At 71.5% G+C, this 24831-nt stretch carries 23 protein-coding genes; 10 read left to right on the top strand and 13 right to left on the bottom strand.

The genetic code is table 11. The annotated features are described in order from the left end of the window. Window positions 1–50 precede the first annotated feature (50 nt). The 4 genes from VIS07_00240 to VIS07_00225 all read left to right on the top strand — a co-directional run bounded on the left by VIS07_00240 (window position 51) and on the right by VIS07_00225 (window position 6519). Window positions 51–3812 (top strand): CehA/McbA family metallohydrolase, encoded by a 3762-nt coding sequence (locus VIS07_00240; protein ID HEY8513922.1) that lies wholly within the window; start codon window positions 51–53, stop codon window positions 3810–3812. Beyond that, the gene (locus VIS07_00235; GenBank protein ID HEY8513921.1) at window positions 3809–5086 is read left to right on the top strand and encodes a HEAT repeat domain-containing protein; all 1278 of its coding nucleotides are present in this window, start codon (window positions 3809–3811) and stop codon (window positions 5084–5086) included. The genes VIS07_00240 and VIS07_00235 overlap by 4 nt, the downstream gene beginning before the upstream one ends. Window positions 5087–5096: 10 nt before the next feature. Then, entirely contained in the window at window positions 5097–5504 is a 408-nt protein-coding gene (locus tag VIS07_00230) for a hypothetical protein (GenBank protein HEY8513920.1), read from the top strand. A gap of 208 nt (window positions 5505–5712) precedes the next feature. Further along, window positions 5713–6519, top strand: a complete 807-nt coding sequence (locus VIS07_00225) for a DUF3108 domain-containing protein (GenBank protein HEY8513919.1) — start codon at window positions 5713–5715, stop codon at window positions 6517–6519. A 139-nt stretch (window positions 6520–6658) separates the two neighbouring features. On the opposite strand, the gene VIS07_00220 is transcribed toward VIS07_00225, so the two are convergent. The 6 genes from VIS07_00220 to VIS07_00195 all read right to left on the bottom strand — a co-directional run bounded on the left by VIS07_00220 (window position 6659) and on the right by VIS07_00195 (window position 11553). Further along, on the bottom strand, window positions 6659–7150 hold the full coding sequence (locus VIS07_00220) for a calcium-binding protein (GenBank protein ID HEY8513918.1): 492 nt from the start codon (window positions 7148–7150) through the stop codon (window positions 6659–6661). Between the two features lie 163 nt (window positions 7151–7313). Beyond that, a complete protein-coding gene (locus tag VIS07_00215; protein HEY8513917.1) occupies window positions 7314–8078 on the bottom strand; it encodes a 5-oxoprolinase subunit PxpA in 765 nt (254 codons plus the stop codon). Continuing rightward, window positions 8075–9031, bottom strand: coding sequence for a biotin-dependent carboxyltransferase family protein (locus VIS07_00210; GenBank protein ID HEY8513916.1), 957 nt, complete (start codon window positions 9029–9031; stop codon window positions 8075–8077). The genes VIS07_00215 and VIS07_00210 overlap by 4 nt, the downstream gene beginning before the upstream one ends. Continuing rightward, complete coding sequence (gene pxpB, locus VIS07_00205) at window positions 9031–9651, bottom strand: 5-oxoprolinase subunit PxpB (GenBank protein HEY8513915.1); 621 nt, start codon at window positions 9649–9651, stop codon at window positions 9031–9033. The genes VIS07_00210 and pxpB overlap by 1 nt, the downstream gene beginning before the upstream one ends. Before the next feature lie 19 nt (window positions 9652–9670). Continuing rightward, complete coding sequence (locus VIS07_00200; GenBank protein HEY8513914.1) at window positions 9671–10066, bottom strand: rhodanese-like domain-containing protein; 396 nt, start codon at window positions 10064–10066, stop codon at window positions 9671–9673. After that, window positions 10063–11553, bottom strand: a complete 1491-nt coding sequence (locus VIS07_00195) for an aldehyde dehydrogenase family protein (GenBank protein HEY8513913.1) — start codon at window positions 11551–11553, stop codon at window positions 10063–10065. The genes VIS07_00200 and VIS07_00195 overlap by 4 nt, the downstream gene beginning before the upstream one ends. Window positions 11554–11723: 170 nt before the next feature. Here VIS07_00195 and VIS07_00190 point away from each other — a divergent pair, with 170 nt between their 5' ends. The 4 genes from VIS07_00190 (at window position 11724) to VIS07_00175 (ending at window position 15142) form a co-directional block, all read left to right on the top strand. Continuing rightward, window positions 11724–12545: a class I SAM-dependent methyltransferase gene (locus VIS07_00190; protein ID HEY8513912.1), complete on the top strand. Its 822-nt coding sequence runs from the start codon at window positions 11724–11726 to the stop codon at window positions 12543–12545. A 57-nt stretch (window positions 12546–12602) separates the two neighbouring features. Next, complete coding sequence (locus VIS07_00185) at window positions 12603–13226, top strand: hypothetical protein (protein HEY8513911.1); 624 nt, start codon at window positions 12603–12605, stop codon at window positions 13224–13226. Window positions 13227–13361: 135 nt separating this feature from the next. After that, window positions 13362–13805 (top strand): PaaI family thioesterase, encoded by a 444-nt coding sequence (locus tag VIS07_00180; protein HEY8513910.1) that lies wholly within the window; start codon window positions 13362–13364, stop codon window positions 13803–13805. Then, entirely contained in the window at window positions 13802–15142 is a 1341-nt protein-coding gene (locus VIS07_00175; protein HEY8513909.1) for an alpha/beta hydrolase, read from the top strand. Before VIS07_00180 ends, VIS07_00175 begins: the two co-directional genes overlap by 4 nt. A 14-nt stretch (window positions 15143–15156) precedes the next feature. Here VIS07_00175 and VIS07_00170 read toward each other — a convergent pair whose 3' ends face one another. Then, window positions 15157–15783, bottom strand: a complete 627-nt coding sequence (locus VIS07_00170) for an alpha/beta fold hydrolase (GenBank protein ID HEY8513908.1) — start codon at window positions 15781–15783, stop codon at window positions 15157–15159. A 101-nt stretch (window positions 15784–15884) separates the two neighbouring features. Here VIS07_00170 and VIS07_00165 point away from each other — a divergent pair, with 101 nt between their 5' ends. Together VIS07_00165 and VIS07_00160 are read left to right on the top strand one after the other, a co-directional pair. Then, window positions 15885–16679, top strand: coding sequence for a class I SAM-dependent methyltransferase (locus tag VIS07_00165; protein HEY8513907.1), 795 nt, complete (start codon window positions 15885–15887; stop codon window positions 16677–16679). Window positions 16680–16744: 65 nt separating this feature from the next. After that, entirely contained in the window at window positions 16745–17101 is a 357-nt protein-coding gene (locus VIS07_00160) for a hypothetical protein (protein ID HEY8513906.1), read from the top strand. A 101-nt stretch (window positions 17102–17202) separates the two neighbouring features. On the opposite strand, the gene VIS07_00155 is transcribed toward VIS07_00160, so the two are convergent. From VIS07_00155 to VIS07_00130, 6 genes are all read right to left on the bottom strand, one after another. Then, a complete protein-coding gene (locus VIS07_00155) occupies window positions 17203–18006 on the bottom strand; it encodes an ABC transporter substrate-binding protein (GenBank protein ID HEY8513905.1) in 804 nt (267 codons plus the stop codon). A 26-nt stretch (window positions 18007–18032) separates the two neighbouring features. Next, window positions 18033–18314, bottom strand: coding sequence for a glycine zipper family protein (locus tag VIS07_00150; protein HEY8513904.1), 282 nt, complete (start codon window positions 18312–18314; stop codon window positions 18033–18035). A gap of 14 nt (window positions 18315–18328) precedes the next feature. Further along, window positions 18329–18727, bottom strand: a complete 399-nt coding sequence (locus VIS07_00145) for a Rap1a/Tai family immunity protein (protein HEY8513903.1) — start codon at window positions 18725–18727, stop codon at window positions 18329–18331. Window positions 18728–18811: 84 nt separating this feature from the next. Beyond that, window positions 18812–20293, bottom strand: coding sequence for an efflux transporter outer membrane subunit (locus VIS07_00140; protein HEY8513902.1), 1482 nt, complete (start codon window positions 20291–20293; stop codon window positions 18812–18814). Further along, entirely contained in the window at window positions 20290–23466 is a 3177-nt protein-coding gene (locus tag VIS07_00135) for a multidrug efflux RND transporter permease subunit (GenBank protein ID HEY8513901.1), read from the bottom strand. The genes VIS07_00140 and VIS07_00135 overlap by 4 nt, the downstream gene beginning before the upstream one ends. Window positions 23467–23469: 3 nt before the next feature. Continuing rightward, window positions 23470–24684, bottom strand: a complete 1215-nt coding sequence (locus VIS07_00130) for an efflux RND transporter periplasmic adaptor subunit (GenBank protein ID HEY8513900.1) — start codon at window positions 24682–24684, stop codon at window positions 23470–23472. Window positions 24685–24831: the final 147 nt, after the last annotated feature.

Raw genomic sequence — 24831 nt, 5'->3', positions numbered from 1 at the left:
CCCGTGACCGACGCGCACCCGCGCGGCGGCCTACAGAAGGACACCCCGAGATGCCGATCCTCAGCTCCCGTCGAGCCTCGTTCACCCCCGTCCTCCTGGTTGCGCTCTCCCTGTTGCTCGCCGCGCCGGCCGACGCCGTGCTCGACAAGCCACAGCAGGCTTGCCAGAGCGAGGTCGCGAAGCAGGGGCGCACCTTCTTCCGTTCCGTCTCGCGCGCGCTGCGCAAGTGCAAGGACCGGATCGCGCGCGGCGCGCTGCCGCCGGGCGCGGACTGCACGATCGAGTCGCGGACGGCGAATGCGATCTCGCGCGCACGAAGCCGCGTCGCGCCCGCGATCGCGCGCCGCTGCACCGACCCGGTGGTGACGGGGCTCGTGTTCGGTGACGCCTGCTACGGCAGCACGAGCGTCGGGGAGCTCGCCTCCTGTCAGGTCGAGGTGCACGAGGAGCAGGCGCTGCGTCTCATCGACACGCTGTTCGACGCGATGGGCGCGGTGAACGGCGCGCAGCGCGAGTGTCAGAAGACGGCGGCCGTGCAGGCCGAGCGCTTCGCGTTCCGCAAGCACGACCTGCTGCGGCAGTGCAAGGACAAGGTCGCGAAGGGCAAGCTGCCCGCCGACACCGACTGCGACGCGCAGACGAACGCGCAGCTCGCCAAGGTGCGCGCCGCCGCGGCGGCGAAGATCGCCGCCAAGTGCTCCGACGCGACCGTCGCGTCGATGGCCTTCGCGACGCCGTGCACCGGCGTGACGACCAGCAACCAGCTCGTCGGCTGCCTGCTCGGGAGCCACGACGACGGCGTCGACCGTCTGCTGGTCGCGGAGTACGGCCGCGGTCCCGGCGGCGCCGCGATCGTCAAGCAAATCACGGACGACTCCGAGTGCGTCAAGGGTCCGCTCAGCCGCTGCCGCGTCGGCGACTACCTGCTCGCGAACGACAAGATCCGCGTCGTCGTGCAGAGCCCGCAGCGCAACCTCCTCAACGTCGGCCAGTTCGGCGGCCAGATCATCGACGCCGACCTGGTGCGCACGCCGGGCGATCCGGACCGCGACAACTTCGAGGAGTGGGCGACGGCGATCAACATCGAGAACACCGCGCACTACACGGACCTCACGATCATCAACGACGGCAGCAACGGTCAGCCGGCGATCCTGCGCGCGACCGGCGTCGACGACCTGCTCGACTTCGTCAACCCGAGCTCGGTCGTGGCGGACTTCGGCTTCCCGTTCCCGGTGAGCGCCAACGACACGGACCTGCCGGTCGAGATCGTCACCGACTACGTGCTCGAGCCGGGGCGCAACTGGGTGCGCGTCGACACGACGGTGCAGAACGTCAGCGGCTCGGGGTTCAACATCTTCTTCGGCGAGTACATCGGCGGCTCGGGCCAGATCGAGACGTTCCAGCCGGGCTACGGCTTCGGTGAGCCGCTCGTCGCCGCGAGCTGCCCGGTGAACGCCACGAACCCGTGCAACGTCATCGCCTACGGCGGCTTCGGCGAAGGGACGGGCGTGTCCTACGGCTATGTGCACGACGTGCCGGGCTCGTCGTCGTTCTCGACCGCGGGCGTCACGGTGCCGCTGCTCGGCATCGAGACGGTGTTCGCGCTGATCGGCGTCGCGGGGCAGAACTTCCCGCTCGCGGCGCTCGGCAACCCGGGCGACAGCATCACCTTCACGCGCTACTTCGTCGTCGGCGACGGCTCCGTGTCGTCGATCTTCGACGCGCGCAACGAGTTCCAGTACATCGCCACCGGCACGATCGAGGGCACGGTGCTCGCGGGCGGCTCGCCCATGGCGGGCGTCCGCGTGTCGGTGCTCGGCAACCCGGCGGAAGGTCCGGGGCTCGCGCTCGGCGCGCCGCTCACGCGCAACGTGGTCACGCAGGCCGTGACCGACGAGCTCGGGCGCTACTCGCTGACGGTGCCGCCGGGCAACTACAACGTCGTCGCCGCGCTCGACGGCTGGCCCTACCAGGGCGGCGGCAGCTCGCCGGCGCAGAATCCGGTGACCGTCGTGCCGTACCAGACCTCGACGGTCGACCTCGCGCTGCCGGCGACCGGCACGCTGCACGTCAACGTGATCGACGAGAACGGCGATCCGATCGCGGCGAAGGTCTCGGTGGTGGGCTTCGACCCGAGCCCGAACTTCGTCAACACCCAGAGCATCCTCGGGCTGATCAACAACCGCACCGGCGTGTTCCGCGACGTCGGCGAGGACGGCCTGCCGTTCGGCCTCACGCAGGTCGCGTTCGTCGGCCCGGACGGCGACTCGGGCCCGCTCGCGCTCGAGCCGGGCACCTACCAGATCGTCGCCTCGCACGGTCCGGAGTACTCGATCTCGAGCGCGATCGTGAACGTGGTCGCGTCCTCGACCACCTCCGAGACGCTGCAGATCGCGCGCGTCATCGACTCGTCGGGCTTCATCTCGGCCGACTTCCACGTGCACTCGATCGACAGCCCGGACGGCAAGGTGACCAAGATCGAGCGCGTGGTGTCGATGCTCGCCGAGGGCGTGGACTTCTTCACGCCGTCCGACCACGAGTCGCGCCAGGACTTCGAGCCGACGATCGCGGCGCTCGGCGTCTCGGACCTGATCTCGGTCGCGCCGGCGGGCGAGATCACGACCTTCGACTACGGCCACTTCAACGCCTGGCCGATGACCATCGACCCGTCGCTCGTGAACGGCGGCTCGGTCGACCACGGCGGGGCGGCGCCTCCGGGCCAGGACTTCCCGCAGTACGGGAATTATAGCTTGACGCCGGCGGAGATCATCGCCGCGGCGCACGCGGACCCGGGTCCGGACACCGTCCACATCAACCACATCCACAGCTTCTTCGGTCTCGAGGGGAACTCCGGCCTCGCCATCGACACCGGCATGGAGCCGCCGCAGTCGATGGTGCCGGGCTCGGTGCGCCGCCTCGATCCGTCGGTGACCAACTACTTCACCGACACTTTCGACGCGCTCGAGATCTGGATCGAGTCCGGCCGTGCGCAGGTCTTCGAGAGCTTCTATGGCCGCAACCTCGGCGACTGGATCAACCTGCTGAACCAGGGGATCATCGGCACCGGCGTCGCGAACTCCGACACGCACAAGCGCATCAGCGGGCAGTCCGGCTCGCCGCGGACGTACGTCGCGTCGCCGACCGACGATCCGGGCCAGCTCCGGCACATCGCCGAGACGCTGTCGGGCAACGTCAACGACGGCCGCGCCTTCGGCAGCAACGCGCCGTTCGTCCGCTTCACCGCGTATGCCGCGTCGACCGGCGAGCTGGGCGGGCTCGAGCTCGGCCTGCCGACGATGATCCGCACCACCGACGGCGCGGTCGACGTGACGCTCGAGATCCAGAGCCCGGTGTGGGCCGAGTTCGACCGCATCGAGATCTACGTCAACTCCGCGACCACGCGCTCGGTGGAGCAGCGTCAGTCGGGGGTGGGGCTGGTCGACGTCGCGTCGTACACCGTCACGCCCGACTACGTGCTCGAGGCGGGCGTCGACTTCACGGTGTCGACGGTCAACGTCGTGCCCGCGATCCCGACCGCGCAGCGCCTCGAGGCCACCGCCACGCTGAGCCTCACCGGGCTCACGCAGGACGCGTGGATCCTCGCCGTCGTGCGCGGCACGGACGGCGTGTCGCGGCCGCTCTTCCCGGTGATCCCGAACGACCTGCGGTCGTCGGGCAACGCGACGCTCGCCGACCTGATGGACGGCAACCTGGGCGAGAACGGCCTGCTCGCGATGGCGTTCACCAACCCGCTGTTCGTCGACGTCGACGGCGGTGGCTGGACGCCGCCGGGGGTGCAGCTCACGCCATGACGCGCACCGCACGGACGACGCTGCTCGCGGCCGCGTGCCTGCTCGCGGCGCTGACCGTGGGCAGCGCGCTCGGCGCGCCGCGCAGCGAGAGCACGCCGCCGCGGCTGCAGTCGCTGCTGCGCGGCGCCCGCACGGTGGTGGTCGCGCGGGTCGCCGACGTCGTCGAGCACGACAGCGGCCGCGTCGCGGTCGCCGAGCTCTCGGTCGCCAGCACGATCAAGGGCGAGGAGGGCGACGGGACGCTGCGCGTGGTCGAGCTGCGCAGCTTGCCGTCGGTGCCGCCGGTGTTCGAGCGCGGTCGGCACGTGGTCGCGTTCCTCAACCCGGCCGCGCGGACGTCGTACCTGCGCGACGTGCTGCCGCCGGGCGAGTACCTGCAGGCGTCGGGACGCGAGGCGGTGCTGGCGTCGGAGGACGAGGTGGCGGCGCGCGAGGCGGGCGCCATCGTCGAGCGGATCGCCGCCGCGAGCCGCGAGCCGGAGCGCGACCTCGAGAAGCGCCGTGCGGCCGAGCGCGCGCTCGCGTTCGACGAGATCGCCGCGCGCCATCCGGCCGTGGTCGAGGACGGCGTCGCGGCGCTCGCGACGCTGCCCGACCTCGAGCCGCTCGCCGATGGCGAGCGCAGCCGGCTCGCCGCCGCCGTGGCGCGCGACGACCTGCCGGTGCGGATCCGCGTGCGCCTGCTCGACCAGATCGCGACGCTCGGCCTCGAGGACATGGTCGGTCCGATCGCGTCGCTGCGCTCGGACGACTCGACGGTGACCGCGGCCGCGTGGAGCGCGCTGCGTCGCCTCGGCGCCGCGCCCGACGAGAAGCAGATCGCGCGCGAGCTCGGCAGCGCGAACCCGGACCAGCGCGCCGCGGCCGCGCGCGAGCTGCTCGCACGCGGCGGGCGCGACGCGATCGAGCGCGCCGGACGTCTCGCCACCGACGATCCCGATCCCGAGGTGCGCAAGCAGGTGATCGACGCGCTCGCGTCGACCGGCTCGCCGGACGCCCTGCCGATCCTCGAGCGCGCGTTCTCCGCGCCGGGCTGGGACGTTCGCCAGGCGGCCGGACGCGCGATCTTCCAGATCGGTGGGCGGGCCGCCGCGGAGTCGTTCGCACGCCTGACGTTCGACGCGCCCGCCGAGCTGCAGCGCTACGCGCTCACGCTGCTGCGCGCCTCGGGCGTGCCCGAAGACGATCCGCTGCTCAGGCGCATCCGCACCGAGCACCCGGTGAGCGAGGTGCGCGAGGCCGCGACGCGCGGCTTCGACGTGCACGGGCACTGACGTGCGACGCGTGCGGCACCACGCGGCGGCGCTGCTCGTCCTCGCGCTCGCGCTGGTCGCGGGCGAGGCCGCGGCGCACAAGCCGTCGCGCGTCACCTCGCGCGAGCTGGTGCGCGTCGTCGGGCACTTCGCGGACGCGCCCGTCGGCGAGGAGAAGGCGCAGCCGATCGCGATCACGGTGCAGGGACGCGAGCGCGCGTTCCAGGCGAGCGAGTGGCGGGTCTTCGCGCTGGTCAGCGAGGAGACGACGGCCGAGCCCCCGCCGGCCCCAGCGAAGCTCACCCTGCAGGGAGCGCGCGACGTGCTCGCGCGCCTCGCGGGCGCGCGTGCCGAGCAGCGCGTGGTGCTGCTCGGCGAGCGCCGTCCAGGAGGCGCGGAGCTCTTCGTCCTCGCCGCGGATCTCTGCCCGTCGCGCTGAGCCGCGGCGCGCGCGCTCGAGCACGCCGCTCGCGTTGCGCCTGAACCGCGGCGCCGCGGTCGCTTCCGCGATGCGGGCCGCCACGCATGCGCGACCCCGCTTGCTCGTCGCCGCGCCGCCGGGAATGCTCTTCAGCGTGAGCATCACCCGTGGGTGGAGGTGGCGCGGCGGTGCCGTCGCCGGAGCGCTCGTGCTGGGGATCGCAGCCGTGGATCTTGCCAGCGCGGCGGCGACCTCGCCAGCCGCGGCGAGCATCGAGGCCGCGCGCCCGACCGGCATGGAGCTGGTCTACGACGTCTACTACTCGGTGCTGCGGCTGATCCGCATCGCGTCGCGCGCCCGCGTCGAGCGCGACGTCTACAACCTCGAGTCGCGCATGGAGACGGTCGGCCCGATCGGCTTCCTGTTCCCCTGGACCTACCGCTCCGAGGTGCACGGACGCATCCACGGCGCGCAGCTCAAGCCCGACTTCTTCAACAGCCACAGCGAGTTCCGCGAGACCGTGCAGCAGGTGAGCCTGCGCTACGACGAGGACGGCCAGCCGGTCGGCAGCGTGACGCCGTTCGACCTCGCCGTGCTCGGCGACGACTACGTGCGCGACGAGGTGCCGCCCGAGATGCGCGTCGGCACGATCGATCCGCTGACCGAGATCGCCGCGCTCACGCAGCAGCTCGCGCGCGGCGAGGGCTGCGCCGGCGTGCGTCGCGTCTACGACGGCCTGCGGCGCTACGACATCGTCTACGAGGACCTCGGCGAGACCGAGCTCGAGCCGTCGAGCTACGATCGCTACGCCGGGCGCGCGCGCCAGTGTCGCTCGCGCCTCGAGCCGATCGCCGGCTTCTGGAAGCCGAAGGACGACGAGGAGCGCGACGACGTGACCGCCGTGACGGCGTGGCTGATGCCGCCGCTGCCGGGCGCGCTGCCGGCGCCGGTGCGCCTGCTGGTCGAGGGACGCCGCGGCACCTTATCGATCCACCTCACCGAGGCGACCCAGGCGACGCCGTCGACGCCGTAGCGTCGACGGCGATCCGCGCAGCGCTGCGGCCGCGGCCGTGGAGGCGCGGCGTCACGCAGCAGCGCGCGGGTCGGCGCAGTCGGCCGCGCCGCTGGACGCGCGGCCGACGCCGCGCGCCCGCGAGACGCAGACAGAAGGGTTACGGGACGCGGTGGACCGTCTCGCAGGTCTTGGCGACGTCCGCCTTGCCGTTGCCGCCGTCGCAGAAATCCTTGCCGGCCTTGCCCCGGAGGATGTCGTTGCCGGCACCGCCGTAGAGCGAATCGCGACCGGCGCCGCCGATCAGCACGTCGTTGCCGGTGCCGCCGTACAGCTCGTCCTGGCCGCCGTCGCCGATCAGGACGTCGTTGCCGTTCTGGCCGTACAGCTGATCCTTGCCCGGGCCGCCGCAGATGATGTCGTCGCCGCCGCGGCCGCGGACGATGTCGTTGCCGCCGCCCGCGACGATCACGTCGGGGCCTGCGGTGCCGAGGATGGTCTCGCTCGCGTTGGTGCCGCAGATCGTCGCCGGCACGCCGTTGCACAGCGGCGGCGGGTCCGGACAGGGCCATTGCTTCTTGGGCGTTGCCTGAGCGTCCGCCACGGAGAGGAGCAGGGCGAGGGTCGAGCAAAAAATCACAGGGCGAAGCATGGAAGTCCTTTCGGTGAGCGACGCGCGGAGGGCGTCGTTGGCTAGCGGTACGGTGCTGAACTTTGTTCCTTGCCGGTGCGCGGCGGTCAAGCCGTTTTTCGCGCGAGATCGAGGTGTTGCAGCGGCGCCGGGGCATTTTGCCACGCGCGCCGTGCGGAGCGCGTCACTCGGGCGCGACGAGCTGCACGCCGGCGTCGCGCAGGGCGGCGTGCACGGCGCGCGCGGTCGCGCCGGCGCCGGGCGTGTCGCCGTGCAGGCAGAGGGTGTCGGCCTCGAGCGCGAGCTCGTCGCCGTCGAGCGTCTCGATGCGGCCCTCGCACGCGAGGCGCACCGCGCGCTCGGCCGTGCGCCGCGGGTCCTCGATCACCGCGCCGGGGAGCGTGCGCGGGGCGAGCGTACCGTCCTCGAGGTAGGCGCGGTCGGCGAAGGCCTCGGCGACCGCGACGAGCCCTGCGGCGCGGGCTCGCTCGAGCCCGCGCGAGCCCGCGAGGCCGAAGAGACGGGTGCCGGGCAGAACGCGCGCGGTCGCGCGCGCGACCGCGTCGGCGACCTCGTCGTCGACGGCGGCGAGGTTGTAGAGCGCCCCGTGCGGCTTGACGTGCGCGAGCGTGACGCCTTGACGCGCCGCGATCGCGGCGAGGCGCTCGACCTGCTCGACGACGAGCCGCTCGATCTCTTCGGGCGAGCGCGTCGTGATCGTGCGGCCGAAGCCCGCGCGATCCGGGAAGCCGGGATGCGCGCCGACCGCGACGCCGTGCGCGCGCGCGAGCAGCACGGTCGCGCGCATGGTGGCGGCGTCGCCGGCGTGCGCGCCGCAGGCGACGTTCGCCGAGGTGACGAACGGCATCACCTCGGCGTCCGCGTAGCCCTCGCCGACGTCCGCGTTGAGGTCGATGCGCGCGCGGCGACGTCCTGGCAGCTCGCTCATGCGCGGAGCCCCTCGAGCAGCGCCCGGCGCGCGCGCAGCGCGGCGAGCGCCTCGTCGAACGTCGTGCGCACGAAGCGGACCGCGTCGCCCGGACGCAGCCGCGCGAGCAGCCGGACGTCGGCGGCGATCACCACCGCGGGCTTGGCGTAGCCGCCGGTCACCGGGCGGTCGGGGCCGAGGACGATCGGGCCGCCGTCGGGCGGCACCTGGATGGCGCCGAGCGTCGTGCCCTCGGGCGCGATGCCCGCGGCGCCGCGCAGCGCCTCGACGTTCGCCCCGTCCGCGGGGGCGAGGCGGATGCCGGTGCGGTCGGACTCGTTGCGCACGGTCCACGGCGTCGAGCACAAAGTCTCGAGCGCGCCCTTCGGAAAGAGCGCGAGCTGCGGACCCGGCAGGACGCGCAGCGTGACCGGCGGCGTCGGCGCCGGCTCGGACCAGGTCGCGCCGAGCGCGTCGCCGCGCGGCGCGCCGAGCGGCAGCAGGTCGCCACGGCGCAGCGGACGGCCGTCGAGGCCGCCGAAGCCGGCGGCGAGGCACGTCGAGCGCGAGCCCAGGACGGGCGGTACGGCGACGCCACCGGCGAGCGCGATCCACACACGCGCGCCGTCGCGCGCGAAGCCCATGCGCAGCGACTCGCCTGGCGCGAGGCGGTGCGCGCGTCCCGTCGGCGCGGGTCGCGTGCCGGCGGAGCCGACGATGGTCGCGCCGCAGTCCGCTCCGACGAGTGCCACGTCGACGGGCTCGTCGCCCGTGTTCTCCAGCGTCGGACCGCCGAGCGTCGCTTCGAGGCCGGCGTCGTCGTCGCGGTTGCCGACGAGTCGATTCGCCGCGATGAGCGACAGCGCGTCGAACGCGCCGCCGGCCGGAACGCCGTGCCGGGCGACCATGCGTCGCCCGAGGTCCTCGACGGTGGTGCGCGGTCCCGGGCTGGTGACGAGGAGCTGCCGCGCCATCAACGCGCCACGAAGCGGACCCGGTCGCCGGGCTGCAGCAGGGCGGGCGGCTCGGCGGTGGGATCGAACAGGCCGACGTCGGTCGAGCCGAGGATGTGCCAGCCGCCCGGCGTCGGGGACGGGTAGATGCCGGTCCACTCGCCGCCGATCGCGACGCTGCCCTGCGGCACGCGCGGGCGCGGCGTCGCGCGTCGCGGCACGTGCAGCTCGCGCGGCAGACCGGCGAGGTAGGCGAAGCCCGGCTGGAAGCCGACGAAGGCGACGCGGTACTCGGCCGCGGTGTGGCGCGCGATCACCTCGTCGACCGAGAGCCCCGCGTGGCGCGCGACGTCGGCGAGATCCTCGCCGTCGTAGCGCACCGCGACCTCGTGCACGCGTGACGCGAACTCAGCCTGCGCGGCGCGCTCGGCGCGCGCCTCGGCCTCGCTGCGCTCGAGGAGCGCGCGCACGTCGTCATCATCGCCGGTGTCGTCGTCGAGCACGACGAGCAGCGTGCCGGCGCCGGGCACGAGCTCGCGCAGTCCTGCCCGTGGCGTCGCGAGCAGGGCGCGGTGCGCGCGGACCACGGCTGCGCTCGAGCCGAGCTCGAGCAGCCACGCCGCCTCGGCGACGCGAATCATCCGCCGCTGCCGCGGACCATCAGCGGCCCGACGACTCCCCCGCGCCGGGCTTCTCGGTCGGCAGACCGGCTTCGTTCCAGGCGCGCCAGCCGCCGGCCACCGAGGCGACGTTGGTGTAGCCCATGCGCTGCAGGTTGTCGGCGGCGAGCGCCGAGCGGTAGCCGCCGCCGCAGTAGAGGAGCAGGCGCGTTCCCTTGTCGGGGACGCGCGCCTCGATGTCGCGCTCGATGATGCCCTTGGAGAGATGGATCGCGCCTTGCGCGTGGCCCGCGGCCCACTCGCTCTCCTCGCGCACGTCGACGAGCAGCACGCCGGGCGTCTTCGCCTCGCGCGCGGCGGTGTGCACGTCGATCTCCTGGATCCGCGAGCGCGCGTCGTCGCAGAGCTTTTCGAAACCGGGAGAGTGCTTCTTCAAATTCGCATCCAGACGGTCTTGACCTGCGTGTAGAGGTCGATCGAGTAGCTGCCGAGCTCGCGTCCGTAGCCGCTCTGCTTGTAGCCGCCGAACGGCGCGGACGGCTCGAACACGTTGTAGCAGTTGACCCACACCGTGCCGGCGCGCAGCGCGCGCGCCACGCGGTGCGCCTTGGACACGTCGCGCGTCCAGACGCCGGCGGCGAGCCCGTAGAAGGTGTTGTTGCCCTGCAGGACGGCGTCGTTCTCGTCCTCGAAGGGGATCACCGAGACGACCGGGCCGAAGATCTCTTCCTGCGCGATGCGCATGTCGTTCTTGACGCCGGTGAAGACCGTCGGCTTGACGAAGTAGCCCTTCTCGAGGCCGCTTCCGGTCGCGCGCTCGCCGCCGACGAGCGGCTTCGCACCTTCCTTCTTGCCGATCTCGAGGTAGCCGGTGACGCGCTGGAGCTGCTCCTCGCTGACCAGCGGTCCGATCTGCGTCTTCGGATCGAGCCCCGGGCCCTGCTGCATGCTGCCCGCGTACTTGGCGAGCTCCTGCGCGAACTCGTCGTGCATCTTCTGCTCGACGAAGAGCCGCGTGCCCGCGCAGCACACCTGGCCCTGGTTGAAGAACACGCCCATCAGCGCGCCCTTCACCGCGGCCTCGACGTCGGCGTCGGCGAACACGATGTTCGGCGACTTGCCGCCGAGCTCGAGCGAGACGCGCTTCAGCGTGTTCGCGGTCTCGCGGTGGATCTCCTTGCCGACCTCGGTCGAGCCGGTGAAGGCGATCTTGTCGACGCCCGGATGCTTGACGAGCGCGCCGCCCGCGGTCGGGCCGAAGCCCGGCACGATGTTGACCACGCCGTCCGGCATGCCGGCTTCTTGCAGGAGCTCGCCGAGGCGCAGCGCGGTGAGCGGCGTCTGCTCGGCGGGCTTCAGCACGACCGTGTTGCCGCAGGCGAGGGCAGGACCGAGCTTCCAGGCCGCCATCAGCAGCGGGAAGTTCCACGGGATGATCTGCCCGCAGACGCCGACCGGCTCGCGCAGCGTGAAGTTGAAGAACGAGGGATCGGACGGGATCGTCTGGCCGTAGACCTTGTCGACCCAGCCTGCGTAGTAGCGGAACGTGCCGGCCGCGGCGGGGATGTCGACGTTCAGGCTCTCGTTGATCGACTTGCCGTTGTCGAGCGTCTCGAGCTGCGCGAGCTCGCGCGCGTTCTTCTCGATCAACTCCGCGACCCGCCAGAGGAGGCGGCTGCGCTCGGCCGGCTTGCTCTGCCCCCAGCCGGCCTCGAAGGCGCGACGCGCGGCGCGCACGGCGCGATCGACGTCCTCCTTGTCCCCCTCGGCGACGCGCGCGAGTACCTCGCCGGTCGCGGGGTTCACGGTGTCGAACGTCTTGCCGGAAGCCGATTCGACCCACTTGCCGTCGATCAGCATCTTGCGGAACGGTGCGCGAACGAATTCCTGCACCGCCGGTTCGAGCTGCAGCGCTGCTTCCATCGTCGTTTCCCCCCGAAGATTCCGCGCGACGCGGCGGATCCAAGGTCGACGCTAGTGCCGTTCGCGAACGGGGTCAACGGAGGAGACGGAGTGTGCCGGATGCAGAGCGTCGGCGTGCCGGCGTCGGCGTCGACGTTGACGAGCACCGCCGCGAACGCTTGTCTGGCAGGATGACCACGCCGCGTCGACCGGGTGCCGAAGAGGCCGCGGAGGGGGCGCCGCGTCCCGTCGAGCTCGTGCTCGCGCGCGACGACGAGCCGGTCGACTTCCGTCGTCAAGCAAAGACGTACGCCCGCTACCGGCGCGACTACTCGGACGCCCTCTACGAGGCGATCTTCGCGCAGACCGGCGACGGCGCCGGGCGGCGCGCACTCGACCTCGGCTGCGGACCGGGCGCGGTCGCGACGCGGCTCGCGGCGCGCGGCTTCCGCGTCGTCGGCGCGGACTTCTCGGCGCCGATGCTCGCCGAGGCGTCGCGCTTGCTCGGGGGACGCGTGCCGCTCGTGCGGGCGCGCGCCGAGGCGCTGCCGCTCGCGGCCGGGAGCGTCGTGCTCGTCACCTGCGGCACTGCGTTCCACTGGTTCTCGCCGCGTCCGGCGCTCGAGGAGATGACGCGCGTGCTTCGACCCGGCGGACGCGTGGCGCTGTTCTGGCGCTACCCGGCGCGCGACGCCGAGACGCCGCGGCTGATCCGCGAGGTGCTCGGGCGCTTCGGGCCGCGCCTGCCCGAGGAGGTCTACGTCACGCATCCGCCCGAGCCGTTCGCCGGCAGCGCGCTCGAGCCGGATCCGCCGCGCGTCCTGCCGTGCGTCCTGCGCTACACGCCGGAGGAGTTCCACGGCTACGTGGCGACGACGGAGCTCCTGCGCCGCCTGGCGGGACCGCACCACGCGGCGTTTCTCGCCGCGCTGCGCGAGGAGCTCGAAAAGCGCTGCCCGGACGGCGTCGAGGAGCCGTGCGAGGAGTACCTGTTCCTCGCACGTCGGCCGTAGAATCGCCCGACGTGATTCGGGCTGGACGGCGGCGTCCGATCCTGCTCTGGTCGCGTCGTGACGACGCAGCCGCTCTCCGCGCGCGACGAGACCGCGACCTCGGCCGGCGCGCTGCGCGTCGGCTGGCCGCTGGTCGCGTGGTGCGCACTCGCGCTCGTGCTGCTCTTCGGCGCGATCCTCGCGCTCGAGGGCACCGGCGAGGACGGCGTCCGCATGCTGGTCCGGGTGAGCGCCAGGACCTCGCTCGCGCTGTTCGGCGCGGCCTTCGCGGCGTCGTCGCTGGCGTGGCTCTGGCCGTCGACCGTAGCGCGCTTCCTGCTGGTCAACCGTCGCTACCTCGGCGTCTCGTTCGCGGTGTCGCACGCGCTGCACCTGGGCGCGGTGGTCTGGCTCGCGCGCGTCGTGCCGGACTTCGGCATCCCGACGCCGACGCTGGTCTTCGGCGGGCTCGCGTACGTCTTCCTCGCCGCCATGACGGCGACCTCGTTCGACGTCACGGCGGCGTGGCTCGGCCCCAGGCGCTGGCGGCGGCTGCACCTGATCGGCGGCTGGTACCTGTGGGCGATTTTCTTCTTGTCGTACCTGCCGTTCGGGCGCGGCACGAACCGCTCGCTGGTGCCGTTTCTCGCCGTGCTCGCGATCGCCGCGCTGCGCGCCGCCGCACGCGCTCGCCGTGCCTGACCCCGCTCCACCTGACGGAAGCGACGGTCGCAGGTGACGCGCGCGGAAGCCGTACCTGACGGGCTCGCGCGCGCGTCGCGCCTGGTTGTCGCGTCCGCACACGACCGGTACCCTCCGCTCACCCGCCGAAATCCCATGCGACGCCCGATCCGTTTCGACGAGGACCGCAGCGGCACCTGCTTCGGCTGCGGGTCCGCCAATCCGTCCGGCCTGCACCTCGAGTTCTACGAGACCGAGGACGGCGTCGAGGTCGAATACACCGCGCCCGAGGTGCTCGCGGGCGCGCCGGGCGTCGTGCACGGCGGCATCCAGGCGACGCTGCTCGACGAGGCGATGTGCATGACGGCGTTCGCCAAGGAGGGGACGGGTGTGGTGACCGGCGAGCTGACGGTGCGCTACCTGCGTACCGTTCCGACCGGCAAGCCACTCGTCATCCGCGGGCGCATCACCGAGCGGCGCGACCGCAGCTTCTTCATCAGCGGCAGCATCGCGCTCGCGGAGACGCAGGAGGAGCTGACGCGCGCCCAGGGACGCTTCTTCGTCGCCTCGCGCGCCGTCGAGGAGGAGGCCGCGTCGTGACGATCCCTGTCGCGTTTCTCGTCGTCAGCCTGATCGGCGCCTGGTTCACGTTCAACGCGTACAACCCGATGCTCAAGCATCGGCGGCGCTCGGTGATCAGCTTCTTCGCGGGCTGGCTGACGGTCGAGCTCGCGCTGCACCACATCGCCTGGCAGGTCCTGGCGACCTGCGTGTTCATCCATCTCGGCGCGCTCGCCGAGTGGCCCGGACGGCTCGGGCTCGCGATCTCGATTGCGTCGTGGGCCGCGCTCGCGCTGCTCTACCGCCGCGCGACGCAGGCCGAGGAGGTGGTCGAGCAGGCGCTGCGCCGCGGCCTCGGCGAGAACTACCGCGAGCGCATCCTGCCGGAGTTCGCGGAGCAGCTCTCGAACGGCATCGACTGGCGCGAGATCCTGCTGCCGTTCCCGATGCGCGACCCGCGCGTCGAGCGCCTGCGCAACATCCCGTACGCGGAGAACGGCAAGCGGCCGCTGCTGCTCGACCTCTACCGTCCGCGCCAGGCGCCGCCGGGCCCGGGAGGCGAAGCGCAGCCCGAGCCGCGCCGGCTGCGGCCGATCCTGCTGCAGATCCACGGCGGAGCCTGGATCCTCGGCAGCAAGAACGAGCAGGGCATCCCGCTGATGCTGCGCATGGCGTCGCACGGCTGGCTGTGCGCGAGCATCGACTACCGCCTGAGCCCGCGCGCGACGTTCCCGGACCACATCGTCGACGTCAAGCGCGCAATCCGCTGGCTCAAGGAGCACGCGCTCGAGTACGGCGCCGACCCGAACTTCATCGTGGTGACCGGCGGCTCGGCCGGCGGGCACCTGGCGTCGCTCGCCGCGCTCACCCCGAACGCGCCCGAGTTCCAGCCCGGCTTCGAGGACGTCGACACCACGGTGCAGGGCTGCGTGTCGTTCTACGGCGTCTACGACTTCACCAACCGCAACGGCGTCTACGCGCACGACGGGCTCTCGGGCCTGCTCTCGCGCTGGGTGATGAAGAAGCGCCTCAGCGAGGCGCGCGAGCTCTACGAGCAGGCGTCGCCGCTCTACCGCATCGGGCCACAGGCGCCGCCGTTCTTCCTCGTGCACGGCGACTGCGACTCGCTGGTGCCGGTCGGCGAGGCGCGGCACTTCTACGCGGCGCTGCGCGAGGCGTCGCACAACCACGTGGTGTACGCCGAGATCCCCGGCGCGCAGCACGCGTTCGAGCTCTTCCCCTCGCTGCGCAGCGCGCTCGCGATCGACGGCGTCGAGCGCTTCCTGTTCGTCGTCTACAGCGAGCACCTGCGCGCGACCGAGACGGACCGCACGCAAAGCGACGCGAGCGAGCCGCGCAAGGCCGCCGCGTCCTGAGCGGCGACGCCGGCTCAGCTCCCGACGAAGCGCTTGACGGCGTTGCGGAGCTCGTCGAGCCGGTCCTCGAAGAAGTGGCCGGTGCCCTGCACGACGTGCAGCTCGGCCGCGGGCACGCTCTGCTGCGTGAGAAAGCTCTCGAGCGCCGCGAGCGGCGCCACGTCGTCGCGGTCGCCGTGCACGAAGAGCTTCGGCTTCGCGCACGAGGCGAGGTAGCCGACGTCGTAGTGCGTGACCGGCATCGCGATCGCGATCAGGCGGTGCACGCGCGGGTCGGCGCAGCCGAAGCGCGTCCCGACGGCGGCGCCGAACGAGAAGCCGGCGACCACCACCTCGCGCGCCGCAGGCTGGCGCTCGAGCAGGAAGTCGAGCGCGGCGCGCGTGTCGTCGACCTCGCCGACGCCGTAGCCGTGCGCGCCCGTGCTCTCGCCGACGCCCGGAAAGTTGAAGCGCAGCGTCTCGAAACCCGCCTCGTGGAGCGCCCGCGCGCAGTGGAACACGACCGGGTTGTGCATCGTGCCGCCGTAGAGCGGGTGCGGGTGGAGGACGAGCGCCACGCGCTCGGCGTCGTCGCGCGTTGGGCGGTAGATCGCCTCGAGCTGGCCGTGTGGTCCCGGGATCAGGGTCTTGCCTGCGAACATGCGCCGGAGCCTACACGGGAAGCGCGTGCAACGCAGGCGCCGCGCACCCGCGCAACAAAGCGGGGCGTTCGCTGCGTCTCATCGGGAATCAGGAGGCGAAGATGGCGTTCGCAGAGTTGAAGGCTCGTCAGAGCGTGATGTGGGGCGCGGGTCCCTACGAGCCGATCGTCGAGCTGACGCGCGGCGTGCACGACGTGCTGCTCGCGCGGCTCGAGCCGCGTCCGGGCGAGCGCTGGCTCGACGTCGCGACCGGGACGGGCGCGGTCGCGCTGCGCGCCGCGATGGCCGGCGCCGACGTGACCGGCATCGACCTGTCGCCGGCGCTGATCGAGAAGGCGAAGAGCAAGGCCGTGTGGCAAGGCGTCATGGCGCGCTTCGAGGTCGGCGACGCGGAAGCGCTGTCGGCGCCGTCGGCGAGCTTCGACGTCGTCTGCTCGGCGATCGGCACGCAGTTCGCGCCGGATCACGGCGCGGTCGCGCGCGAGCTCGCGCGCGTGTGCCGCAAGGGCGGACGGCTCGGCCTCGCGTGCTGGACGCCCGACAGCGTCGTCGCGCGCATGTTCGCGGTGATGCGCCCGTTCGCGCCGGCGCCGCCGCCGGGCGCCGGCAACACCTTCGACTGGGGACGCGGCGACTACGTCGAAAAGCTGCTCGGCGAGAGCTTCGCGCTCGACTTCGAGGAGCGCGTGCTGACGGTGGTCGCGGAGTCCGGCGAGGCGATGTGGGAGCTCTTCGTCGAGGCCTACGGTCCGACGCGCACGCTCGCGGCGTCGCTCGACCCGGAGCGTCGCGAGGAGCTGCACCGCGCCTGGGTGGACTTGTTCGAGGCCGATCGCTCGGCGGGCGCGATCCGCCAGGCGTGGCGCTGGCTGCTGGTGCACGGCGTCCGGCGCTAGCGAGCGTTCGAGGCGGGCTTGCGTTTCCCGCGACGGTCGAGGAAACCGGCCGGCGAGGGAGACGCATGCCGAACCTCTGGGTGACGGGGCTCGACCGCGAGCAGGGCAGGACGTTCAGCCGTCTCGCCTCCGAGCTCTTCGAGCGCGAGCTCGGCACGCCGCGCCAGTCGGTTTACGTCTTCCTGCGCGACGCGGTGCTGTTCCGCGACGGCCTCGAGAGCTCGCTACCGGTGATCGTGCAGGTGAGCTGGATCCGCCGTCCGCCGGAGCACTTCGCCAAGGTGCTCGAGGGGCTCACGCGCATCGTCAAGCAAGACCTCGGGCACACGGGCTCGGTGCAGGTCGAGCTGCACGAGAAGTGGGACGACGCGGCGATCGACGGCGAGCTCTGCTCGGCGTGGGCGGCGCGCAACCGCCGCTGAGCGCGCGACCGAGGCCCCGCGCCGGCGTCGCCGAACGAAGCCGGGCTATCGAAACGACCCGGTGTCGCCGAGCGCGCTGACGCCGCGCGCGGCGTGCTCCGTCAGCGCGCCTGCCACATCGGCAGCCAGCGCTGGATGACGTTCGTCACCGTGCCGTCGGCCTTCCAGCCCGCGAGCAGATCGTCGACCTGCGCGCGCAGCGCCTCGTCCTGCGGTCGGAAGCCCCAGCCGATCTGCTCCCGGGTGAGGAACGGACGCAGGCGCGGCACCACGTCGCCTTCGTTCTCGGCCGCGAACCACGCGACCACCGGCGCGTCGCTGACGAACGCGTCGACGCGGCCTGCGACCAGGTCGGCGATCGCGTCGCGGTTGCTCACGTACGCGAAGACCTGGCCGGTGCGGTAGTTCTCGCGGATGTAGGTCTCGCCGGTCGTGCCGCGCGTGACGCCGATGCGCAGCGAGCTCGCGAGCACGGACTGCGGCGTCGGGTAGCTCTCGGCGAGGCTCGCGCGCAGCAGCACGGACATCCCGGAGTCCATGTACGGCTGGCTGAACGCGACGCGCAGCGAGCGCAGCCGCGTGATCGTCATGCCGGACATGATGATGTCGATCTGGCCGTTCGCGAGCGCGGGGATCAGCTCGTTCCACTCGAGCGCGACGACCCGCAGCGGGCGGCGCATCGCGGCCGCGATCTTCATCGCGAAGTCGACTTCGATGCCGACCATCTGCGTGCCCTGCTGCATGGCGAACGGCGGCGTGTCGAGCGTCACGCCGACGCGCAGCTCGGGCGCGGTCGGCGCCTGCGGCGCGGTGGGCCGTGGCGGCGGGGTGGAGCATCCCGCGACGACGGACAGCAGCACGAGCGTCGCGAGAAGCCGCGACGGCGCGCGATGAAAGATCCCCATGGTGCTCCTCCCGCCGCTCCGACGCGCTAGCGCGCGGCGCCCTTCTGGTAACCGGCCGCGTAACCCTTCTGGTACTGCGCTTCCTGCGACTTCTCGTACGCGTCGTAGAGGTAGCCGCCGAGCAGACCCGCGCCGGCGCCGGCCGCGGCGCCGAGGCCCGCGTTGCCGGCGATCGCGCCGATCACCGCGCCGCTCGCGGCGCCGATCGCGCCGCCGCTCAGCGTGCGCTGCTGCGTCGTGCTCATGTTCGAGCATCCGGCCGTCGCCAGGAGCACCACCATCCCGAGAATTCCAACGAGCCTCTTCATCGCTTCCTCCGCGCTCAGTTCGCTGCCGGCGTCGCCTGCGGGCACGGGTAGGTCTCGACGAGATACTTGACGAGGGCCTCGACGGGTCTCTCGTTCGCGTACTCCGGATGCGCCTTCGCCCAGGTGATGAAGCCGTCGATCGCCTGCGCGCGCGTCGGCGTCGGCTGGGGCAGGCAGACGACCGGCTTCGCCTTCGGACCGCCGTGCAGTGCCACGTGGTACTGGTAGGCGCCGACCAGGTAGCCGTGGCAGAAGCCCATCGCCGGGCCGTGCAGCGGATCGCTCTCCGGTGTCGTGCAGACGTCGATCACGTCCTGCGTATTGGCGATGAGGAAATCCTCGGTGGTGACCGCGAGGGCTGCGCTCGCCGAGAGCAGCGTCGTCGCCGCGCAGATCGCCCAGAGCCTACGCATCCAGCACCTCCTTGCCTCCATCACGGACGTCGAGTCGCGGCCGACGTCCAGTCGCGTCTCTTCGTTCACCAAACCGCCTGCAAATCAAGGCTGCGCGGCGCTCACGTCCTGCACGGGGCCGATCCACGCGTCGTCGGGCAGCTGCCAGCCGCCACCGAGCGCGCGGTAGAGGTCGACGACCGCGAGGAGCTGGTCACGCTGCGTGCGCGCGAGGTCGAGCTGCGCCGGGAACAGGAGCTGCTGCGCCTCGAGCACCTCGTAGTAGTTCGCGAGCCCCTGGTTGTAGCGCAGCAGCGACAGGCGGACGGACTCCTCGTAGGCGCGCACGGCCTTCGCTTGCGCCTCGCGGATCTCCGCGAGCTTCTGCTGCAGGACGAGCGTGCTCGACACCTCGGCGAACGCCGTGAGCAGCGTCTGCTCCCACTGCAGCTTCGCCTGCTCCCACTGCGCGACCTGCGCGTAGTACTGCTCGAGGAGCTGGCCGCCGGTGAAGATCGGCCCCGAGATCGAGCCGACGATGTTCCAGATGTTGGCCGAGCCCTTGACCACGTCCTCGAGCTCGGTGCTCTGCCCGCCGTAGAGGCTCGTGAGCCCGATGCGCGGGAAGAAGTTCGCGACCGCGACGCCGACCTGCGCATTGGCGCTCTGGATGACGGCCTCGGCTTGACGCACGTCCGGACGCCGCTCGAGCAGGTCGGCCGGCAGGCCCGGTGGCGTCGTGGGCGGCGTCACCTGCTCGGTGAGCGAGGCGCCGCGCGGGATCGGGCCCGGGTTGCGCCCGAGCAGGACGTTGATCTGGTTCTCCTTGGCGACGATCTGCGCTTCGAGCGTCGGGATGCTGGCCTCGGTCTCGTAGAGCGCCGCGGCGGCGCGCTCGGTCTGCAGCTTCGAGCCGACGCCGCCCTGGTAGCGTCGCGTGAAGAGCTCGAGGGTCTCGCGGAACGACTCGGTCGTCTGACGCGCGATCTCGAGCTCGCGGTCGAGCTCGAGCAGCTCGAAGTACGCCTGCGCGACGCTCGCGACCAGCGTCAAGAGCACGCCGCGCCGGAACTCCTCGGTCGCGAGCAGCTCGGCCTGCGCGGCCTCGGTCGCGCGGCGGATGCGACCCCAGACGTCGATCTCCCACGCGAGGTCGAAGGCGCCGAGGAAGGCGTTGAACGTCCGGCTCGGCACGCCGGGAATGACGAGCTGCCGCTGGCGCGACGCCTGACCCTGGTAGCCGATCTGCGGGAAGAGCGGCGCGCGCGCGACGCCGACCAGCGCCTCGGCTTGCTCGACGCGCGCGATCGCCGTGCGGAGGTCGTAGTTGTTCTGCACCGCCTCGGTGACGAGCCGCTGCAGCACGGGATCGGAGAACACCTCCCACCACGGCAGGTCGGCGAGCGACTCGGCCTCGGGCGGCGTGAGCTGGCCGTAGAACTCGGTCGGCGGCTGCGCGTCGGGACGCACGTAGTTCGGTCCCACCGGACAACCGACGAGCGTCGTGGCGAGCAGGGCGAGCGCGGCGCAGGCCAGCGTCGCGCGCAGGCGGCTCGCGCGCCGGGGGCGAAGCCGTCGCGCGCTCACTCCGCCGCCCCCGAGCGCTTCGTCGCGAGCGCCGGCTCGGCGGGCGGCGCGGTCTCGGCGTGCTCGCCACCGCCGCCGGCGAGCTTCTCGACGACGTAGAACGACAGCGGCACGATGAAGATCGCGATCACCGAAGCGGCGAGCATGCCGCTCATCACCACCGTGCCCATGATCTGGCGCGACACCGCGCCGGCGCCCTGCGCGCGCACCAGCGGCACGACGCCGAGGATGAACGCGAACGCGGTCATCAGGATCGGACGCAGGCGCAGCCGCGCGCCGGTCAGCGCGGCCTCGACCAGCGGCTTGCCGCTCTCGTACTCGGCCTTCGCGAACTCGACGATCAGGATCGCGTTCTTCGCGGTGAGGCCGATCAGCATGACGAGGCCGATCTGCGCGTAGACGTTGTTCACCATCTCGCGCACGAAGAGGCCCAGGAACGCGCCGAACACCGCGATCGGGATGCCGAGCAGCACGCTGAAGGGCAGGGACCAGCTCTCGTACTGCGCGGCCAGAATCAGGAACACCATCAGCAGGGAGAAGCCGAAGATCACCGTCGGCGACACGCCTTCGGCCGCGACCTTCTCCTGGAAGGACATGCCCATGTACTCGTAGCCCATCTCGCGCGGCATGGTCTCGGCGAACACCTCTTCGAGCGCCTTCATGCCCTGGGCCGAGCTGACGCCCGGCCGCAGCGAGGCGTTGATCTGCGCGGCGCGGTGCTCGTTGAAGCGGATGGTGAACTCGGGCCCGTAGTAGTCTCTCGTCTCGACGATGGCGTCGAGGGGCACCATCTCGCCCGCGCTGTTGCGGACGTAGAACCGGCCCATGTCCTGGGTGTTGGTGCGGTAGGCGCCCTCGGCCTGCACGTACACCTGCCAGACGCGTCCGAAGCGATTGAAGTAATTGACGAAGACGCCGCCGAGGTAGGCCTGCAACGTCTGGTAGACGTCGCTCAGCGCCACGCCCTGCTTGAGCGCCTTCTCGCGGTTCACGTCGGCGAAGATCTGCGGCACCGCCGGCACGAAGGTGGTCGACACCATCGCGAACTCCGGCCGCTTGCTCGCCGCGGCGATGAACTTCTTGGTGTTCTCGGCGAGGAATTCGATCGTGCCGCCGGAGCGGTCCTCGAGCATGAAGGTCACCCCGCCCGACGTGCCGACGCCGGGGATCGCCGGCGGCGGGAACGCGAAGGCGATCGCTTCGGGCAGCTCGCGCAGGCGCGCGTTCAGACGCTGCATGATGACGTTCGCCGTGAGCCCGTGCTCGTCGCGCTTCGCCCACGGCTCGAGCGTGACGAAGAAGAAGCCGGTGTACGTGATCGGCGTGCTGCTCAGCAGGCTGAAGCCGACCACCGTGTTGTAGGTCTGCACGCCCGGCGTCTCGGCGAGGATCGCCTCGATCTCCCGCGTGACCTCGTCGGTGCGCTGCAGCGACGCGGCCTCGGGGAGCTGGACGTTGAGGTAGAAGTAGCCCTGGTCCTCTTCGGGCACGAAGCCCGTCGGGATGCGCGAGCCGAGGTAGAGCGCGATCACCGTGAGCACCGCGAGCAGCCCGAGGCCGAGCGACGGGTGCCTGATGAGGTGGTGGCACCACGCGACGTAGCCGTCGGTGACGCGCGTGAAGACGCGGTTGAACCAGCGGAAGAAGACGCCGAGCGGGCCGCGCGTCTCGCGCTTCGGCCGCAGCAGCAGCGCCGACAGCGCCGGGCTCAGCGTCAGCGCGTTGAAGGCGGAGAACACGACCGACACCGCGATCGTCACCGCGAACTGCTGGTAGAGGCGGCCGGTGATGCCCGGGATGAACGCCGTCGGGACGAACACCGCGACCAGGATCAGCGCGATCGCGACGACCGGCGCCGACACCTCGCGCATCGCCTTGAGCGTCGCCTCGCGCGGCGAGAGCCCCTGCTCGATGTTGTGCTCGACGGCCTCGACGACGACGATCGCGTCGTCGACCACGAGACCGATCGCGAGCACGAGCCCGAAGAGCGACAGCGTGTTGATCGAGAAGCCGAGCAGCGGGAAGATCGCGAACGTGCCGACCAGCGACACCGGCACCGCGAGCAGCGGGATCAGCGTCGCCCGGAAGCCCTGCAGGAAGACGAACACCACGAGGATGACGAGGACCAGCGCCTCGAACAGCGTGTGGACGATCTCCTCGATGCCCTCGGTGACGGCGAGCGTCGTGTCGAGCGAGACGACGTAGTCGAGGTCCGCCGGGAAGCGCTGCTTGAGCTCCTCCATCAGCGCGGTCGCGCGCCGCATGGTGTCGATCGCGTTCGAGCCGGCGAGCTGGTAGATCGCGACGATCGCGGCGGGCTTGCCGTTGAGGCGGCCCTTGGTGTTGTAGCTCTGCGCGCCGAGCTCGACGCGCGCGACGTCGCGCACGCGGATCATCGAGCCGTCCTCGTTCGCGCGCACGATCACGTTCTCGAAGTCGTGCGGCGTCTCGAGGCGGCCCTGTGCGCGCACCGAGTAGGTGAACTCCTGTCCCGGCGGCACGGGCTCCGCGCCCACCGAGCCCGCCGGGTTCACCGTGTTCTGCTGCTGGATCGCGTTGATGATCTCGGTGACGGTGATGCCGAGCTTGGCGAGCGTGTCGGGCTTGACCCAGAGCCGCATCGCGTACTGGCCGGCGCCGAAGATCTGCACCTGGCCGACGCCCTCGACGCGCGTCATCGGGTCGTTGATGTTGATGTACGCGTAGTTCGACAGGAACAGCGCGTCGTACGTTCCGTTCGGAGAGTACAGCGAGAACAGCGCGAGCGGCGCGGTCGTCGACTGCTTGATCGTGACGCCGTACTGCTGCACCTGCATCGGGAGCTGCGACTGCGCCTGCCCGTAGCGCATCTGCGCGAGGATCTGGTCGGTGTTGATGTCGGTCCCGACCTCGAAGTCGACGCGCAGCGTGGTGGTGCCGTTGTTGGCGTTGATCGAGTACATGTAGATCGAGCCGTCGACGCCGCTCATCTGCTGCTCGATCGGTGCTGCGACCGCGCTCTCCATGGTCAGCGCGTCGGCGCCGGTGTACGTCGCCGACAGCTGCACCTCGGGCGGAGCGATGTCCGGGAACTGCGCGACCGGCAGCTGCACCATGGCGACCGCGCCGACGATCACCATGATGATCGAGATCACCATGGCGACGATCGGGCGGCGGACGAAGAAGGCCGCCATCGTTCAGCTCGCGGAGCGGGCCTGCGCGGCGTCGGAGGCCGGCGTCGGCGTCGGGTAGATTCCCGGCGCGTCCTGCGGGGGAGCGGCCTTCGCGACGACGGTGATGCCGTCGCGGATCTTCTGCACGCCCTCGACGACCACCTGCTCGCCGGCCTCGAGTCCCTTGGTGATGACCCAGTCGCTGCCGGTGCGCGGACCGGGGACGACGTCGCGCACCTCCACCTTGTTGTCCTTGACGACGTAGACCTTGAAGGTGCCCTGGACGTCCACCACCGCGCGCTGCGGGATGACGAGCGCGTTCTTCTCGACGTCCGTCGCGGCGCGGGCCTTCGCGTAGCCGCCAGGACGCAGGATGTTGTCCGGATTCGGGAAGAGCGCTTGCACGAGCAGCGTGCCGGTACGCTCGTCGACCTGGCGATTGACGGCGTAGAACCGGCCCTCGTGCGCGTACGTGCTGCCGTCGGCGAGGATCAGCTGGATCGTCGGCGCGTCGGGATTCGGGTGTCCGCTCTCCGAGGTTCGGTTGATCCGCTGCGCGACCGACAGGTACTCCTGCTCGCTGATCGGGAACTGCACCTTGATCGGGTCGACCGTGGACACGACGGTGAGCACGTCGTTCGGACCGACGAGGTCGCCGATCTGGGCCTGGTTGATGCCCGCGATGCCGTCGATCGGCGAGGTCACCCGGGTCCACTCGAGGTTGAGCCTGGCCTGCTCGAGGTTCGCTTGCGCCTGGAAGACGGCGGCCTTGTTCGCCTCGTTCTGCTGAATCGCGTCGTCGAGCTCTTGCTGGCTGACGGCGCCCTGGGCGGCGAGCGGCTTGTAGCGCGCGACGTCGAGCTCGGTCTTCTTGAGGATCGCCTGCGCGCTGAGCAGCGCGCCCTTCGCCTGGTCGAGCGCGGCCTGGAACTGCCGTGGGTCGATCTGGAAGAGGAGCTGTCCCTCCTTGACGACCGAGCCGTTCTGGTAGTGCTGGCTCAGCAGGTAGCCCTGGACCTTCGGGCGAATTTCAGCATTGACATAGCCGACGATGGTCCCGACCCATTCCCGGTAGAGCGGTACGTCGCGTTGCACGACGGGTGCGACCAGCACCTCGGGCGTCGGCGTCGCGGGGGGCGTGGCGTTCTGGCAGCCGGCGGCGCCGACCGCAAGCAGCGTCAGCAGCACCCAGAGCGTGCTCGTCGATCGCTGCGCGTATTTCCCCCGTCCGCTCCCCATCCCGCGTACCTCGTAAAGCTTCGCGAGCCGCTAGCACATCCGCGCTGTGCACCAAAACAGCAGCTCGTGCGGGCTCGGGTCACGTGGCGGTGCATCGGCTCTGTCGGGCCGCCGCTAAAGTTGCCTCGACCAGGTGCTGTAGCGACT

Source organism: Candidatus Binatia bacterium (genome assembly GCA_036563615.1).
Lineage (GTDB): Bacteria > Desulfobacterota > Binatia > UBA12015 > UBA12015 > DATCMB01.
The sequence above is the reverse complement of the archived record's forward strand: the minus strand, read 5'-3'. Positions and strand labels throughout refer to the sequence as shown.